Origin of the sequence: Methylobacter psychrophilus, from assembly GCF_025583945.1 — a bacterium.
GTDB classification, from domain to species: Bacteria; Pseudomonadota; Gammaproteobacteria; order Methylococcales; family Methylomonadaceae; genus Methylobacter_C; species Methylobacter_C psychrophilus.
On record NZ_JAOEGU010000018.1, the window covers coordinates 12,852 to 28,610 of the forward strand.

At 43.5% G+C, this 15,759-nt stretch carries 13 protein-coding genes and 3 riboswitches; of the genes, 4 read left to right on the plus strand and 9 right to left on the minus strand.

Annotated features, from left to right (window positions below; translation table 11 throughout):
* Positions 1 to 137: 137 nt before the first annotated feature.
* The 3 genes from N7974_RS10375 to N7974_RS10385 all read right to left on the minus strand — a co-directional run bounded on the left by N7974_RS10375 (position 138) and on the right by N7974_RS10385 (position 3,593).
* Positions 138 to 1,052 carry a VPLPA-CTERM sorting domain-containing protein gene (locus N7974_RS10375; protein ID WP_262965541.1) on the minus strand — a complete coding sequence of 305 codons (915 nt, stop codon included), beginning with the start codon at positions 1,050 to 1,052 and terminating at the stop codon, positions 138 to 140.
* A gap of 103 nt (positions 1,053 to 1,155) precedes the next feature.
* Positions 1,156 to 1,238: riboswitch (cyclic di-GMP riboswitch) on the minus strand.
* A 438-nt stretch (positions 1,239 to 1,676) separates the two neighbouring features.
* On the minus strand, positions 1,677 to 2,624 hold the full coding sequence (locus N7974_RS10380) for a VPLPA-CTERM sorting domain-containing protein (protein WP_262965542.1): 948 nt from the start codon (positions 2,622 to 2,624) through the stop codon (positions 1,677 to 1,679).
* A 189-nt stretch (positions 2,625 to 2,813) separates the two neighbouring features.
* The gene (locus N7974_RS10385; protein ID WP_262965543.1) at positions 2,814 to 3,593 is read right to left on the minus strand and encodes a PEP-CTERM sorting domain-containing protein; all 780 of its coding nucleotides are present in this window, start codon (positions 3,591 to 3,593) and stop codon (positions 2,814 to 2,816) included.
* A 45-nt stretch (positions 3,594 to 3,638) separates the two neighbouring features.
* Positions 3,639 to 3,722, minus strand: a riboswitch (cyclic di-GMP riboswitch).
* 487 nt (positions 3,723 to 4,209) lie between these two features.
* Positions 4,210 to 4,293, plus strand: a riboswitch (cyclic di-GMP riboswitch).
* 98 nt (positions 4,294 to 4,391) lie between these two features.
* On the opposite strand from N7974_RS10385, the gene N7974_RS10390 reads away from it, so the two are divergent.
* The 3 genes from N7974_RS10390 to N7974_RS10400 all read left to right on the plus strand — a co-directional run bounded on the left by N7974_RS10390 (position 4,392) and on the right by N7974_RS10400 (position 6,492).
* Positions 4,392 to 5,378 carry a PEP-CTERM sorting domain-containing protein gene (locus tag N7974_RS10390; RefSeq protein ID WP_262965544.1) on the plus strand — a complete coding sequence of 329 codons (987 nt, stop codon included), beginning with the start codon at positions 4,392 to 4,394 and terminating at the stop codon, positions 5,376 to 5,378.
* Between the two features lie 103 nt (positions 5,379 to 5,481).
* The gene (locus N7974_RS10395; protein WP_262965545.1) at positions 5,482 to 5,934 is read left to right on the plus strand and encodes a hypothetical protein; all 453 of its coding nucleotides are present in this window, start codon (positions 5,482 to 5,484) and stop codon (positions 5,932 to 5,934) included.
* Between the two features lie 12 nt (positions 5,935 to 5,946).
* Positions 5,947 to 6,492 (plus strand): VPLPA-CTERM sorting domain-containing protein, encoded by a 546-nt coding sequence (locus N7974_RS10400; RefSeq protein WP_262965546.1) that lies wholly within the window; start codon positions 5,947 to 5,949, stop codon positions 6,490 to 6,492.
* 128 nt (positions 6,493 to 6,620) lie between these two features.
* Here N7974_RS10400 and N7974_RS10405 read toward each other — a convergent pair whose 3' ends face one another.
* Positions 6,621 to 8,150, minus strand: coding sequence for a tetratricopeptide repeat-containing sulfotransferase family protein (locus N7974_RS10405; protein WP_262965547.1), 1,530 nt, complete (start codon positions 8,148 to 8,150; stop codon positions 6,621 to 6,623).
* 319 nt (positions 8,151 to 8,469) lie between these two features.
* A complete protein-coding gene (locus N7974_RS10410) occupies positions 8,470 to 9,228 on the minus strand; it encodes a VPLPA-CTERM sorting domain-containing protein (protein ID WP_262965548.1) in 759 nt (252 codons plus the stop codon).
* A 563-nt stretch (positions 9,229 to 9,791) separates the two neighbouring features.
* Between N7974_RS10410 and N7974_RS10415 the strand changes: the two genes are divergently transcribed.
* Complete coding sequence (locus N7974_RS10415; RefSeq protein ID WP_262965549.1) at positions 9,792 to 11,849, plus strand: hypothetical protein; 2,058 nt, start codon at positions 9,792 to 9,794, stop codon at positions 11,847 to 11,849.
* Positions 11,850 to 11,923: 74 nt separating this feature from the next.
* On the opposite strand, the gene N7974_RS10420 is transcribed toward N7974_RS10415, so the two are convergent.
* The 4 genes from N7974_RS10420 to hflD are packed head-to-tail and all read right to left on the minus strand — an operon-like array spanning position 11,924 to position 15,580.
* Positions 11,924 to 13,270 (minus strand): GldG family protein, encoded by a 1,347-nt coding sequence (locus N7974_RS10420; RefSeq protein WP_262965550.1) that lies wholly within the window; start codon positions 13,268 to 13,270, stop codon positions 11,924 to 11,926.
* Positions 13,267 to 14,019, minus strand: a complete 753-nt coding sequence (locus tag N7974_RS10425; RefSeq protein ID WP_262965593.1) for an ABC transporter permease subunit — start codon at positions 14,017 to 14,019, stop codon at positions 13,267 to 13,269. The genes N7974_RS10420 and N7974_RS10425 overlap by 4 nt, the downstream gene beginning before the upstream one ends.
* A gap of 2 nt (positions 14,020 to 14,021) precedes the next feature.
* A complete protein-coding gene (locus N7974_RS10430; protein WP_262965551.1) occupies positions 14,022 to 14,948 on the minus strand; it encodes an ABC transporter ATP-binding protein in 927 nt (308 codons plus the stop codon).
* An 8-nt stretch (positions 14,949 to 14,956) separates the two neighbouring features.
* Positions 14,957 to 15,580: a high frequency lysogenization protein HflD gene (hflD, locus tag N7974_RS10435; RefSeq protein ID WP_262965552.1), complete on the minus strand. Its 624-nt coding sequence runs from the start codon at positions 15,578 to 15,580 to the stop codon at positions 14,957 to 14,959.
* Positions 15,581 to 15,759: the final 179 nt, after the last annotated feature.

Here is a 15,759-nt window from a genome sequence, read left to right on the forward strand (position 1 = left end):
TGTCGGTAAATAGCGGTATGTCGAAACGACAGAAAGGGTTGTACTAGGCGGCCGGGAAGGCATCATCTACAAACACAAAAACCCGATACATCAATTTGATGTGCCGGGTTTTTGTTTATATCAGCAGTTTTAAGATTTTATGCCGCTAATTTGCGTCGACGCAGACCGACAAACCCGGCTAACGCGCTGCCAAATAACCAAACGGCACCCGGCAAAGGAACGGGCGAGGTGGTTTTAATATTTAACGCATAACCATCAACGCCGGTATTCCATCTGGAAAAGCCAACACCGCCTAAATAAACAGAATACTGTTTACCGGCTTCTGCCAAAAAGCTATAGCTATCAACCGAATTAACGTTATCAGAATAGCCAACATTGGTAAGTCCGGTTGTTCCAAATGGGTTGCTTTTTGTGAATAGTGAAGGTGTTGTTGCGCCTGGCGCATTCCAAGCGCCATGATGACTATAATTTGCAGTATTCGTATCAACACCATCAAATACTGTCACACCAAAACGGCTAAAAGTGCCGCCGATAGTTGAAAGATTTAAGGTAACAAATTGAGCAACATCTGATTGAATAATACCGATATCAGTTTGATGTCTCCAACCGGTTGGACCCGTTGTAGTAGCAACACCAGATGCATTTAAGCCATTATCATTCCATGCACCGCCACCGGTGTCGATTTCCGCTGCTGTGCCATATTTTGCTAATGAATCAGCCGCAGAAATGGTTGCTGAATCACCTGCACCGCTTAACTTAACTGCCCAGTTTAAATGTGAAGAACCGGTGTAACCAAGAGGCAAAGCACCAGCAGACGTTCCCAACCAAGGCACGATAGAACCTTTGTTGCCCTGACTTTGAGGGCCGGTTGCAATGCCGGGTGAGGTGGTACCGTTGTCAAATGTGCGTGTCCAGCCATCAGTAGCTGAAGTAGCTGTTGTTGTAAAGGTGTTGTACATTGTGGTTGACGCGAATGTGGTAGTCGCGCTCATGGAAAGTGCTGTGCCGGCAATGGCCACTGTGATGGCTTTAGCTAATTTGGTTTTTATCATGGTGATCGTTGTCGCTTATTTTAAAAGTTAACCTGTCCAGCATCTTGCCAAGGATTTATTGTCATTAACAAAATACTGGGGCCCTCTTTCGCTAATTGACGAAAGAGGCAGCCCGGCTATCTTAAGTAAAACCCAAGATCCGTGGCTTTCCGAGCCCGCTTCACAACGGGGGTGGCAAAGTTATAAAGTTTTGCATCATCTTTATGCAGTACTTTCTTTTTTGAGAGCAAACCGGCTGTGATAGTTGTTGCTGGTTTATTCTGTATTTTTAACAAGCAGATTTTATGCCATATATTTAACAAATATAGAGAAAACCTTTGCTTACAACAGGTTGCTTAATAATGTTATTGCATTTGTAGTAAAAACCAGTGCGAAACTGGAGGCACAATTATTTAAACTGTGTTATTTGACATAAAAAAAATGAAAAGCGGGGGATATGCCGTAATTTAATAAAACGGTTTATTTTAAGTGCCGGATAAAAATTACGGAAGCAGGGGAGTCGGCAAATAGCTTCGATGGCGTAAAGCAGAATCAAGGTGTCTGATTTCGATTAGTCACGATTCCATTACATTATATCGAGTCTACTTGCCGGGTATTATTTTAACGGTTCTATTGGGTAATTGCTTATGCCGCTACAGACCGACGACGCAAACCTATAAAACCAGCCAACGCGCTACCAAATAACCACACTGCACCGGGAACAGGAACAGCAGTAACGGTTAGTTCATGCCATCCTGTACCCCATGATTTAACGCCGGTAGTTGAGTTAATTGAAGTAACAGGGCCGCAGTTTTGAAGATCAACACAGCTGCCGCCGATAGCCAGTATGTAACTGCCCGCTGCCAGATTAACAGTTAGGTCAGTCCATTTAAAGCCGTTAGCATTGGTTCCGGAAGATGCGCCTGCAGAACCTGAACCAACTAAATCACCATTGCCGTTATACCAGCCACTGACACCGGAATTTGAATAACCAACAATACCATTCACGCCGCCTGCAGTTAAAAAATTACCATTGTTGCTGCTTGACGGTGCGGCTACTTGGTTAAAGCCCATCTTGTTGTTATTGCCGCCGGTTGTATAGCCATAAGCCAACGGGCTTTGAACGGTAGTTGCATTGTTGCTTTGGCCTGTACTGGTAAAGGTGCTGCCAGCTAACGACCATACTGTGAGCGAGGGGCTGATTGTGGTGTTTTGGTTAATCCAGGAAGCGGCGACATTGCGTAAACCAATGACTTCATCTTTGATCTGGTAAGTCCCAGAGTCAGTGATATTTAGTTGTACCCAATCTACTGCGTGCATCCAGCCAAGATCGATTTGCATATCTGCCCAAGATTTTACTGTGGTGTAATCATGGTAGATGGCTGACTGTGCTGTCCCTGCGGTAAGAATATGACCACCTGCATTGTTCATGCTGGTGCCAATAACGTTGGTGCCGGCACTATTCGTGATGGTACCAGTGGCATTAAATGTTTCTGGTGTTGCGCTAACACTAATGGCACTGGCTTGTGTAGAAACACCGGCTAAAGCTGCGCCAGCAAGAATGGTGGCTATGGTTGTTCTGAGTATTGTCATTTTAATTTTCTTTGTTAATAGTAAAAGTTTATTTAATTGGCAAATAAAAGTCATAGAAACGGATTAGTAGCAAGTAGCTTCGATAGGTAAAGTAAAATTGAGGTGTCCGATTTCGATTAGTCACGATTCCATGACGTTATATCGAGTCTATTTGCCGGGTATCATTTTAACGATCGTATCTGTGATCTGTTATGCGGCTACAGAGCGACGACGTAAACCTAGAAAGCCAGCCAATGCGCTACCAAATAACCAAATTGCACCGGGAACAGGAACAGGTGAGGCAGTGATGTTGGCTATATAGCTTTGAGAGCCCACTGGTGAAGCAATAGTACCGTTACCACCAATCCACAAGCTGTAATTACCTGCTGCCAGATTGGTAAAAAGATATGATGCAGCGCCACCAGCAACTGTTGTAGATGCTTGCCCCAAATAACTTAAGCCGCTGGTACTTCTGGGATTAACCGGAACTGCCGGAAGCGCAACATTCCATGAACCATGTTTATTGCTGGTTGCAGAAGTATCCCAGCCACTAAAAAGAGTGAACCCGGGCATAAAGGTAGAGCTTTGGCTGGTGTCAGCGGCAACATTAATTAATAAATTGCCGGTCGTATGCAAAGTAATCAAACCAAAATCAAGTGCATTGCCCCAACTGCGAGTTGGGTTCCATCGATTAGATGACGACGCAACCGAGTATGTACTGGCTGCGCCCTGGGTTATAGCATTGGCTGTCGATACGGTGTCAGTGGCATTTGGGTTGCTATTATTTTGAATATCGGCTACCCACGTTACCGGCATTCTGCCGGTGTAACCGATTGGATTTACCGTTGTTCCATCAGACCATGGGCCGGTTGAATTAGAATTGGCTGTTGAAGGATTTAAGTTGTAAGTCACGCTGGCTTCCGTTGCCGTTGTGATTAACATCAATGTGCTTATCGCACCGGCAATAGCCAGTTTTTTAAATTGATTCATTATTTCTATTCCTGATTGTTATGTTTTGCAGTCCCTCAATGTAAAGGGAGCAACCCGGCTATCTTGCAGGTAAACCCAAGACCCGTAGTTTTCCGACCCCGCTTCACAACGGGAGTGGCTTTATAGCATATGGTTTTTAAATAAGCCCTTACAGCGCTCTCTTTTTCTAATAGCAGGCAGACACGATAATTATTGCTTGTCTGGTCTATCGGATAATTAATTAGCAGGTTTCATGCCATCTTTTAAATAAACAGTGAAAGGTATTACTTACAACAGGTTGGATAAATATTTAAGTTACGGTAAGTAACAAATTGCGGCTAGGTTAACGGTTGATTAAGTAAGTTGTGTTATTTAGCATAAATTTTTTAAAAAGTAGGTGATATCCCTGTTTTTTAATGAAAATTGGTTGCTCTAGTGCTTGTTTTTGTTGTGATCGTAATTGTTAATATTAAGTAACCTATTGTAAGTAAATACTTAAATTCTGCTTTAAAAAAAAATGGCACAAAATCTGCTTGGTACATAACGCTCTATGATAGATAGGGGCAAGAGCCAGTAATAACACTGATGACTGGTTCACTTTCAGGAAAGATGGTGCGGAAAGGGATGCTGTAAATGCTTTAAAATTTGCCACCCCCGTTGTGAAGCGGGCTCGGAAAGCTACGGATCTTGGGTTTAACTTAAAGACAGCCGGGTTGCCTTTCTCGTCATTTAACGAGAGAGGGCGCTGGTGTTTTTCTGATGATAGTTAATTATTAGTAAAACGCCGGATAGAGTGACTTTTAAAAACGAGAAATAACGATGACAAAAACAAAATTAGCTAAAGCAATTGCTTTGACAATTACTGGCGTTGCTTTAACTGCAGGTTCTGTTTCCAGCGCCTCTGCGTCTTCAACAACGATGTACAATTTGTTTCATAGCCAAGGTACGGTTCCTTGTGCGCCTTGTTCTGCCGGAGAAACGGATGGTTGGGTTTGGGGTGGTGTGGCTGATAGTACGCCTTCCGGAACGGATACGATTGATCTGGCGACCGGTGCTGGTTGGTTAGGTACTGCTGCTCAAGACAAAACCCCTCTTGGTTATAAAGGCGGCGGTGTTTTGCATTGGGCAGTACAACTCAACGGCGGCGGTACAGCGCAAATATCCAATGCCGATTCAATTGCCCGTTATGGCGTATCTGCTGATATTGATATTGCCAAAGGTGGCTGGAGTGACAATATTAGTGGAAATACTGGAGTAGCTGGCGGATGGCGACATGATGTTGATTTCGGTCTTTTTAAATCCGATATCGCTGGCTTGGTTACCCTAAGCGCACTTGCTGTTAACGGCACTAGCCCAACGACTACACCCAACATTGGCTTTACCATCTTTAAAGGCATGGATATCAGTACCGCTAGTTATCTTCACCACGGTGCATGGAACTCCACCAATAACGCATCAGGCTTAACCTCGGCTTCATTACCCGGTGGGGGCACTAACTTTTCTGGCTTGGCATCTGGTACTACTGCAGTTAAAAACGCTGCGGCAATTGCCAATATCGTGGCCTATAGTGTGGGCGGCGCTTCGACCAGCAACTTGAATGATATTAGCTTTACTGCTGAAGCCGGTCAAATCTATACTATTGCTTTAGGTGGTTATAGAGCGGGTGGTTGGGTTGATACGTTGGATGGTTATAAATTAAATGTTGGTCAAGTCAGCGCTGTTCCCGTTCCTGGCGCCGTGTGGTTGTTTGGTTCTGCCATGGCCGGTTTCTTGGGTTTGCGTCGTAGTAAAAAATTCGCCGCTTAATTTTTTTAAGCGCAACAAGCTGTTTTGCTTCCTCAAGCAACCTAGTCTTCAATTGCGCTTTTTATAATTCAAAAATAATTAATAATAACCAAGGAGCTTAATTATGAAAAAAATCTTATTTATCGCCACAACTTTACTGGTATCTTCACAAGCTTTTTCTGCAAGCACACCTTGCACACAAGCCAATTTGGTAGGCAACTATGTCATGTACCAAGCGGCTATCAATCATCATAATCACATGGGTCGCTGCACCATAAATATTGTTACCGGTGGTGCTTTAACCGGTAACTGTGAGTTTGGCAATAACGCCGCTAATGAACCTGGCTATAACGGCCCTGTTTATGGAACGGCATCCATGAATACTAATTGTTCAGCGACTGCCAACATTAGTTTTGATCCGGTTCCTGGCATTGTCCATATCGATTCTTACTTTGACCTGCAATTTACACCAAACAAAGAATCATTTGTTGGTAACTTCACCAATACTTTTGGGGTTGAAGGCATTACTAACGGTACACGTTATTCAACTGTACTACCTGCCACTACTGCACCTTAAGGATTATTGATCATGACTATTAAATTTTTGGCGGCCGCTTTTATTGCCGGCTTTATGATAATTGCTCCTGCACAGGCATCGCTTTATAACTTTACCCAAACCGGCTATGAAGAAGGCGCTTCTATTTCAGGTTCATTTAGTGCTAGCGACGTCAATAGTGATGGCTGGATCTCAGGCGCAAGCTGGTCAAATTTCACTGAAATTTCTGACTACACAGTCTCTTGGTCCGGTAACTCGTTAGTGTCGGCGTTTACGCATATCTTTGCCGATTTGACTGCTTTAAACTACCAGCCATCCAGAACAGAGCTGGGAGATGTTGATCCTGAAATAATAGCTTCCAACTGGTTTACTACAACAGGCTTTATCTATGTGAGTGGAGTAGGTGCAGGTTCTCAAGGTGGCTCTGTATTAAATATGGCACTTGGTACTGAATCATTGACCACAAATTTAATTCAAGTCACCCCCGCAGCTGTTCCCGTACCTGCCGCTATTTGGTTGTTCGGCAGTGCCATGGCAGGCTTTATAGGTTTACGTCATCGTAACAAAAGCGCCGCTTAATTTCTTTTAAACGCAACGGACTGCTTTACTCTCGCAAACAGTCTTGTCTCACGAAACCCGCCGAAGGCTACTCTGGCGGGTTTTTTTATGCCTGGCGTCGTCGCTTCCACCAAATGATTAATTTGCTGTCAGTCGTCGTAGCTATAAGCGCTGATGAATGGTTGTAACCAAGTCGAGATTTCTGCATATTCGGCTTTGTAATGCCGCCAACGACCAACTGATGATGAATACAGCGGTTGTGCGACTTGGTTAAAGCTGGGGCTGGCAATGTATTTGCCGGCTGCCTGTTTATGAAAATCCGCAACGGCTGGATCCCAATTTACATCCAAAAAATCAAAAACTTTACGAAATGCCGGTTCAAACTGGAATACGGCATCTTCATAACGAAATTCGATAAAATCCATGGTTAACTGTGGCTTTATCGTCATCCACCAATCCATAACCTGCGCATAAAATTGTCCAGTATCTTGCCAGCTAAGTAGATGTACGGTTGAAGGTGTGGGTATCATGGTCTGCATAAAGCAACTCAGGCAGACATCACGAGGATCACGCAGCAGGAAAACCAGTTTGGCATCAGGAAAAATACAGTTGATCAGTCCTAAATCAATGGTGTTCATGGTGGTTTTATCAAGTAACAAGCGACTGCCAATCTTGTCGCCGTATAAGGCATGGGCTCTGTGCCAGTAAAATTCTCGCAAGTGCAGTACACCGGCTAAATCAAGTTTCCTCAGTTGATCCGGTACGCTGCCCTGGTTGTGGGAAAGCCGGTTTAATTCTTTAACCACGGTAACAATTAAATCGGTTTCGTCAGCGACAAAAATATCAGGGTTAGCACCCAACACTTCCTGGGTCAACGTGGTGCCGGTACGCATAAAACCCAGCAAGAAAACCGGCGCAGGTTGATCAGCCGGAAACAGGGTGTTTGACCAGCGCCCCAGTAATTCGTGGTCAAACCCGGCTTTATTGATTTTCAGCATCTGTGGTACCAATTTTACGTCTTGGCGTGATACTTCAGGCAGGCGTTTGGAAACGTCGGCTGATTGATGCAAATGCGTAAAAACCTGGTCATACTCGCCCAGTTTATCGAGGAAGCGAGCCAGTTCTTTATGAGCCCTGAATTGTTCTTCAGGGGTTAGTGACGGGTTTTGTAGTACTTTTTCCAGTCGGCGTTTGGCCTCTGCCGTAAGGCCGTCTGCAGCTTCCAGAGTTGCCAGCAGAATGGCCAATGTAGCGCTATCTGGAACCAGTTGTAATGCTTTTCGACCTGCGGCCAGAGCGGACTTTTTTTGATTCAGTCGTGAATGTGTCAAAGCCAGTAATTGAAAGCCTCTGACGAAACCGGGATTAATCAGTACTGCTTGTTTGCAGACATCAAGAGCACCTGGATAATCATGCCAATATTGCAGTTGATCAGCCATATCCAGAGCCAGCTGGGTATCGCGACTTTTACGGGCTTTTTTTAGTAATAATTGACCTGACTGACGTAAATGAATGATGCCTTGGTCACGCTGACCTTGCCAGCAAAGCGATTGTCCCAGACAAGCCAGGACTTGCGGATCTTTGGGGGTTTCTGTTAAGGCTTTGGTAAACCAACCGACGGCTTCAGCAATATTCTTTTGTTGAATGGCGGCCTGGCCGAGTTGCATAAATTGGCTCATATTTTTATCGTTAGTAGTCAGGTTACAAAAAAGAATCGGATGAAGTCAGATCAAGGTCTACTTGCCTTAATTTCGGGTATTTTAACACAGCAAAAAAACCGTCCAGAATCCAAAGCGGACAAAGCTGCTTAATTTGGATCTACCAGATTTTCTGGGGGTGACGGTATGCAGGAGTGAAAATAACCGCTTGATCATATGGTTTTTTTAGGAAAGTGACTTTAGCCGTATTTTTTTAACGGCTCAAGTCGCCTTCCGCGATCATTTTTTAACGGGGCGTACGGTGTGCCGTTCCTACGTAAATCCAAAGGCAAGATAACGGTTATGCAATCAAGCCGGTTTTCTTGCGACCGAATAAACCAAACCCGGCCAATGCGCTAGCGAAAAGCCAGACAGCAGCAGGCAGGGGAACGGATGAGACGGTTATGTTTTGGCCGTTGGTAGCGATATTCATTGTGGCGGAGCTAAGCGTAATACTATAGTCAGCATGATCAGTAACAGGATTAACAAAACCTGATGGCGAGGAGAAGGCATCACCTCCATTGATACCGGAAACCGCTTCAGTGGGTGTCAATCTGTAATCTGCCACCAGATAGAGATAGTCGCCTGCTGCCAGGGTAACGGTAAAAGACGGGTCACGTTTGTGAAGAGAGCCGTCGGCTGAACCAATGGAATTACCGGTCGAAGTATAAGAATCGGTCAATTTGATGGTGGCATTATTGACGGCGGAGCAATTGTTATTGACATCGTCGCAACGAGCCAGAAAATCTGCGGCTGCCAAAGGATTACCAGTATCTTTGTAAAAATTGGTTTCCGGGTCTAAAAATGTCAGTTCGCCGTCGCCGTTTAAATCAGCAGTTGCACCAGCCGCATTGGCCTCATAGCCCAGTAAGTCAATGTTAAACGAACCGGCGTTGAGCATGTGAATATGCCAGGTATCAAAAGTGGTTCCTGCCCCGATTTTGTTGATAGTTCCAGAAACCGCCGTGGTATTGGCCTGAACATGGGCTAATGGTATCAACGCCAACAGTAATAAACTTGCCGCTAGCAGGGAAGGTTTTAGGGCGAAAGGGCTTTGCATTTTTAATTCCTTTAATATGGGTAATAAATTGATTGAATCCGATTAGATTCGTAGAGATCAACAGCAAGTATTACGCCAATAAGACTGCAAAGAGAGTTATTTTTAGCTAAAAGTATCGGGAGGGATGTAATCCGGACAAACAAGGTCCGTTGCGCCGTGCGGACGTGCAAACCCACGACCAGGTTGGCGGGAATAGAGTATGGGGATGGGTAGAAGATGTATGACTGTCAATAAGGGTTAAGTGATTTCCTGTAAAAAAATAGTCCACGCTAAGCTTAGCTAGATGATTTTTTTGCAAAAGTGTGTGATATCCCATAGAAACGGATTTTTGTACGTCAAATAACTTAGTTTGAAAATTGACTGATTAGTCAAGGCTCATAATGACTACAAAAAGAAAGTGGTATAAATATTGCTAATAATTTAAGCGAAGATGTAATTAGATACCTACTTAACCCGGGCTTAGGTGATTTTCTGTGACTTTAAGAAAGATAAGCGGCCTTAACTTTTTACCAACATTGACAAATAAAATGACACGAAATCGACTTTTAGGATTAATTACGATCATGGTTCTTATTAGTGGCGGGGTTGCTAATTATGCCTTTAAAGCTGAAACAGAAAGCAGTGGAGAAATGGTTTTAGGTCATGGCAATCTGGATGCACTGAAAGGCATTTATGGCCAATGGCAAGAACATTACGAAGCGCGGGGTGGTAATGCGACTACGTTACGTTTATCACTGGCCCATTCTAAAGTGTTATCAAATACCGACTCAAAAGCTCGCGGCACTATGGAGCTTAACTTAATAAACGGTTCCATAGTCGTTAAAGTGAAAGATCTTGACAAGCAAATTTATGATGTGTGGTTGGTTGATAATCATGAAGGTGTTAATCGTACCGTTAAGCCGGAGACTGGCGATAGTTTTTTTCGTCTGGGTACGTTAACTCAACATAATGATATAGCTGAACTGACAACACAAATCAATCGAATCGCCCTGGCTGATTTTAAAATTGATATGGTAACAGTAACCTTGGCAGGGAAAAGCCCTGATCAAAGTATTGTTATTGCAGGGGCCCCCGATTTCTTACAGAATTTATATTACGCTGACAAGATCTGGGCTCAAGCGGCAGTTGGTAGTGTAAAAGACGTATCTGAAACCCGTTCACCTTTTGATTTTTTGTTACCTAAACTGGCACTTGCCGTTGATGCTAATCAACTTAATTTGGCTGGTGTAATGGGTACACAGATTGCCGAAGGACGCCGAATTTTTGTTAATGAAACGTTTAACGGTAATGGACGTACCTGTAGCACTTGCCATCGATTGGATAACAATCATACGATTGATCCAAAATATATCGCTAATCTGCCGCTTTCTGATCCGTTATTTGTCGCTGAAACCAATCCGGCCTTGAAGACAGGTTTTGAAAATCCCAAGCTGATGCGCCAACTGGGGTTGATTTTAACCAATATTGACGGTTTTAATAAACCTGCAGTGATGCGCGGTGTACCTCATACCTTGGGGTTATCTAAAACAATGACTACTGAACTTATGGTAAATCCAAACGGTGCAAAGGGCGAGTTTGCTTTGGATGAAGAATTTGCTCATGCATTGGGTTGGTCTGGAGATGGCTCGGTGGGTACCGGATCTTTGCGCGAGTTTACCTTTGGTGCAATTGTTCAACATTTTACCAAGTCTTTGGCAAGAACCCCCGGCACCGATTTTCGATTGCCAACTGATGCAGAATTAAATGCTTTACAAGCCTACATGCTTTCGTTGGGACGTAGTCAGGAATTGAATTTAAGCAAGATGACTTTTACATCCGAAATTGTCCAACGCGGCTTGGTCTTATTTAACGTAAAAAATAATCCGGTTGTTGCCGGTAAAGCAGTTTTAGGTACGGGAGCTAATTGTAATGGCTGCCATAGCAATGCCGGTGCAATCAGTTCTACAACGGGTGGGAATCCTACCAGAAATACCGGCATTGAAGCCATGAAAGATCAACCTGCGGTGTTATTGGATCCGACCATTGCTATTGACGGCGGAATTGGCGATGTCGATATTAAAGGTTGGTGTAACGATAATGATGAGGATACACCGTGTAGTTATGGTGAAGGTCGCTTTAATTCACCCAGTTTAATAGAAGCGGCAGATACGGCACCTTTCTTTCATAACAACAGTGTGAGCAGTATAGAAGAAGCCGTTGCTTATTATAATACCGATGATTTTAATCAGTCGCCAGGTCACCTTACCTCGTCTAACGCGGATAGAACTATCAAGATTGGTTCTTCGCAAGTGGTTGCTGTGTCTTTATTTTTAAGAACTATCAATGCGTTGGAAAATATTCGTAATTCCAATGCCCTAGATGATCAAGCTATTCGGTTAAATGCAGGCAATGGTAGAGAAATTACTTTGTTGGCGTTAGCTGATACCGAAGATGCCATTCAAGTACTGACAGAAGGACAGTTATTACCTTATCCTGAAGCAGTGAACAAGCTAAAAGCTGCTTATAAACTGGAATATACCGCCTCTTTGTCGCCATTGCCGGGACTGCGTAATATTATGTTGAATAAAGCTAAAGCGTTAAAATTGCAAGCTGATGCCTTAATGGTAAACAGAGCCCCATAATGATTAGTTAATCAATAACGGTGTAGTCAGGCCTGACAGGTACATAAAGCCTGTCAGGTTTGCTTTCATCAGCATTAGCGCTGTTTACGTTTGTGCCAGATGATAAATCCTGTACCGATCAACACTAGCGGGATGATGAGTAAAAAGCCAAAACCTATGGCAGCAACTGCTGTTTGGGTTAATTGCAGGCTTTTATCGCTTGCGATTTTTGCCGGAATGTTGATAAACCGGTCATCATGAATGAGCCATGAAACCGTTTTTAAGCCCATATCCAGATTACCGACATTGCCTAAGTAGGCATTGGATAAAAAGTCGCCATCACCAACCACCACGATGCGTTGCTGCGTTGTTTTATTGAAATTTCTGGTTAAGGCATAGGCAAAAGCAAGCGGGCCTTGTTTTTCTTGGCCATTGGCATCAAAACGTATTTTCCCTTTGATAGCCCCTGTTTCTGTCCATGACTTTGCCGAACTACTTAGCAAGGGTGAGCTGGTAAAATCAGTTTTACCGTCAATTTCAAGTGCTGCCACAACCGGATACAGGGTTATAGTCTGAAAACCTTTGGTGACAGGATGAGGTGCGTATTCGCTGACGAGTATAAAGCTGGGGTCATCAATACCATAAAGCGTTGAGTTACTGTCAACGATAATTCCATCAAGCTGCTTGATACCCAAGAATTTTAGTAAGTCAGTAAGTTGTTTGTTATCAGGGTCGGTTAATACCAGTAGATTGCCACCGCGTTGAATATACCCCTTGATGATAGCTATTTCACCGGTCAGTAACGCTACTTTGGGAGCGGCAATGACCAGCAAGGCCGAGTTGTCTGGAATAGCCGGTAGCGTTACCAAATTAAGTGTTTGAGCATTGATTTTTCGATGAGCCAATTCTTTGCCAAACTGTCCAAAATCGAAATTGGCTATACCATCAGGCGAGCGTTCACCGTGACCGGTTAAAAAAGTGATCCAGCGTTCATTGGCGTTGGTTAGTTGTAACAGGGCATTGGTCAGCGAAGACTCATCAATGAAGGTGAGCTTTTCGGTGCGTTCCTGATAGTCGACAATAATAATCCCTTCCGGGCCTATATTGAGTTCACGGGTTTTTTCAGGCTCAAAATCAGGATCGATAAAGTTAAGCGTTAAATTGGCTTTATAGCGGCTATAGCGATCCACTAATTGTGCAATTTGGGTTCTTATCGGCTGGCCTTGTTTAATATAAGCCGTAACAGTGACTTTATCGGGTAGGGAAAGGAGTAATTTTTGCGAGGCTTGCGACAGGGTATTGCCGGCATTGTTGGTAATATCTGTTTGTATGCTGTAACGCGTAGTTAAAAAAGCCAGTGTACCCAGCACAAATAATAACAGTGCGGTAACAAGAGTGCTTTTCAGGCGTAGTTGTTGGTGTATTCGTGGTGATAATTTCATTTTTGTAAGCGGTCGTTATCCAGACTGCGGATACTTAGCAAGATAAAGGTAGCAGTAAACAGTAAAAAATAGCTTATATCCACCGAGCTAATCAGGCCACTTTGAAGATTTTGGAAATGCCTTAAAATGGATAAATATTCAAAGAGTTCGCTGCGCTGTTCTTTCATCCCCGCTGACCAGTCCAGTATCCATAACAGTAATAAAATACCGAAAGTGCCCATTGCTGCAATCGTAGGATGACCTGCTACAGTGGACATAAACAGACCGGTAGCAGTAAAGGCACTGACCAATAACAATAATGCCAAAAAATTGGCAAATAATTTACCCATATCCAGTTCGCCGCCAATCAGTAAAGACAACGGCATCAAGGTGATGAGACATACCAGAAGCAACAATAAGCCAAGGCTGCCCAAGTACTTGCCGATAATAATATCGACAGTGGAAATGGGCGCAGACAGCAGCAGGGTCAGGGTTTTATTCCGGCGTTCTTCACAAATAAGGCGCATGGTTAACAAAGGAGTGACCAGTAATAAAATAATGCCGGCGTTACCATATAACGGTGTGACGATAATATCGGTTAAGCCGGGTGCACCGTCAATGCCGGCTAATTTGGGCTGGATTAAGGTGAAGGTTTCAACTTGGGTTAAAAATAAATAGGCCAACAGGCATTGCAGGATGGCCAATACTGTCCAGGCCAACGGCGATATAAACAGGCTTTTAAACTCTCGTGTGGCTATTGTTAAAATCATGCTCATGACTGACTATCCTTGGTCAGGGCAATAAAAACATCTTCCATTGACTTTTTTATAGGTGTCAGTTCCTGAAGTTCCCAGCCATTGGCAATAATAGTTTCGATAATTTGCCGGGTTGGATCATTAACTGTGTTGTAATGGATATTGAGCTGATGGTCGGTAATATTTTCGATAGCATTTATGCCGGAAATGGCTAATAAAAGGCTTTTGTCCGCGGCTAGTCGGGTGGTAACGTGAAGACTGTCGGTATTCATGGCCTCGTTAAGACCGGCAATACTTTCCTTTAATATCAGTCGTCCTTGATGAATGATTTGTACATGCGTACAGGATTCTTGTACTTCGTTAAGAATATGTGTCGATAGAATGATCCCGTGATCTTGCCCCAATTCACGTATTAAGGTGCGGATTTCTTTGATTTGTATGGGGTCAAGGCCAACCGTGGGTTCATCAAGAATAATAACATCCGGGTTATGCAAGATAGCCTGGGCAATACCGACACGTTGTTGAAAGCCTTTGGACAGATTGGCAATCAAACGGTGTGATACAGCCATTAAGCCACAGCGTTCCTTGGTCTTGTTAATGGCATGAGTGATGGCATTTTTAGGGATACTTTGAAGTGCCGCGCAATAGTGTAAAAACTCTTGTACACTCAGTTCCTTATAAAGCGGTGGTGTATCCGGCAAATAACCAAGACTGCGTTTGGCCTTGTTGGGTTGATCCAGTAAATCAAAACCATTAATGATAATTTGCCCTGAACTGGGCGCGAGGTTACCGCTCAGCATTTGCATGGTAGTGGTTTTACCTGCACCATTAGGACCAAGAAAACCAAGTACTTCACCTTTTTCCAAGGTAAAACCAACGTCATTAACCGCACAGACTTTACCGTAATAACGATAGAGATGGTCAACTGTTATCAGGTTTGCCATATTGGCGACTAGACCTTTTTTAGCAGGATTTGTAATTCAGCCTGAATCTTTTTGCGGTAAAACAAAAACTTCCAGCGCGTACCGCCACATTGTCGCCACAAGATAGCTGATCTTACACCTGCCAGCAAACAAGCACGTATTTTATTGGCAATTTCGGGTCTGGATAAATATTCCTGATTACCATTAACCATGATTCTTGGTTGCAAGGTACTGATGGTATTCTGATAAACATCGCCAAGATTTGCCAGTACGTTTTCATGTAACAAACCAAAGTGTTCACTCTGTGCCTGCGCTTTAGAAATGCCGATTTGAATGATATTAAGCAGATCCTTGCGATCTGATAACTGATTTTCTAGAAAAACCAGTGAAGCACAATAACGCGCCTGTTCAGGATTAACAATTTTAAAGCCGGTCATTTGTATGTTAAGTTGCGTCAAGCCCAGTTTTATTCCATCCAGGCTTCCATAAATATCAATGACGCTGTCTGAATCTATTTTTAAGACACTGGCAAGACTGGTTTCCATGGCTAGCGGGTCAGCAGTTCCTTTGGTGGCCAGTTGTTGTACCAATGCGGCTGCCTGAGCAATACCGGCAAGCGCAATAGTTTGGTTGGTAATGGTGTTTAATTGCATAAGTAACGTCGTGTTGTTTGGCAGTTAAAGTGATATCCAGAAATGAATAGGTTCAAATTACGCAGAAAACGAATAAAAAGTCATATTCTTCTCAGGAAATCACCTAAGATGGATAACTGTGTATTTAAAGTTAACACGTTGTATCATAATTACTGACGATTAGTCGAATATGATATAAA

Bases quoted from the DNA above. Each gene is read 5' to 3' on its own strand.
- N7974_RS10375 (WP_262965541.1), bottom strand. From the start codon at position 1,052: ATGATAAAAACCAAATTAGCTAAAGCCATCACAGTGGCCATTGCCGGC.
- N7974_RS10380 (WP_262965542.1), bottom strand. From the start codon at position 2,624: ATGACAATACTCAGAACAACCATAGCCACCATTCTTGCTGGCGCAGCT.
- N7974_RS10385 (WP_262965543.1), bottom strand. From the start codon at position 3,593: ATGAATCAATTTAAAAAACTGGCTATTGCCGGTGCGATAAGCACATTG.
- N7974_RS10390 (WP_262965544.1), top strand. From the start codon at position 4,392: ATGACAAAAACAAAATTAGCTAAAGCAATTGCTTTGACAATTACTGGC.
- N7974_RS10395 (WP_262965545.1), top strand. From the start codon at position 5,482: ATGAAAAAAATCTTATTTATCGCCACAACTTTACTGGTATCTTCACAA.
- N7974_RS10400 (WP_262965546.1), top strand. From the start codon at position 5,947: ATGACTATTAAATTTTTGGCGGCCGCTTTTATTGCCGGCTTTATGATA.
- N7974_RS10405 (WP_262965547.1), bottom strand. From the start codon at position 8,150: ATGAGCCAATTTATGCAACTCGGCCAGGCCGCCATTCAACAAAAGAAT.
- N7974_RS10410 (WP_262965548.1), bottom strand. From the start codon at position 9,228: ATGCAAAGCCCTTTCGCCCTAAAACCTTCCCTGCTAGCGGCAAGTTTA.
- N7974_RS10415 (WP_262965549.1), top strand. From the start codon at position 9,792: ATGGTTCTTATTAGTGGCGGGGTTGCTAATTATGCCTTTAAAGCTGAA.
- N7974_RS10420 (WP_262965550.1), bottom strand. From the start codon at position 13,270: ATGAAATTATCACCACGAATACACCAACAACTACGCCTGAAAAGCACT.
- N7974_RS10425 (WP_262965593.1), bottom strand. From the start codon at position 14,019: ATGATTTTAACAATAGCCACACGAGAGTTTAAAAGCCTGTTTATATCG.
- N7974_RS10430 (WP_262965551.1), bottom strand. From the start codon at position 14,948: ATGGCAAACCTGATAACAGTTGACCATCTCTATCGTTATTACGGTAAA.
- hflD (WP_262965552.1), bottom strand. From the start codon at position 15,580: ATGCAATTAAACACCATTACCAACCAAACTATTGCGCTTGCCGGTATT.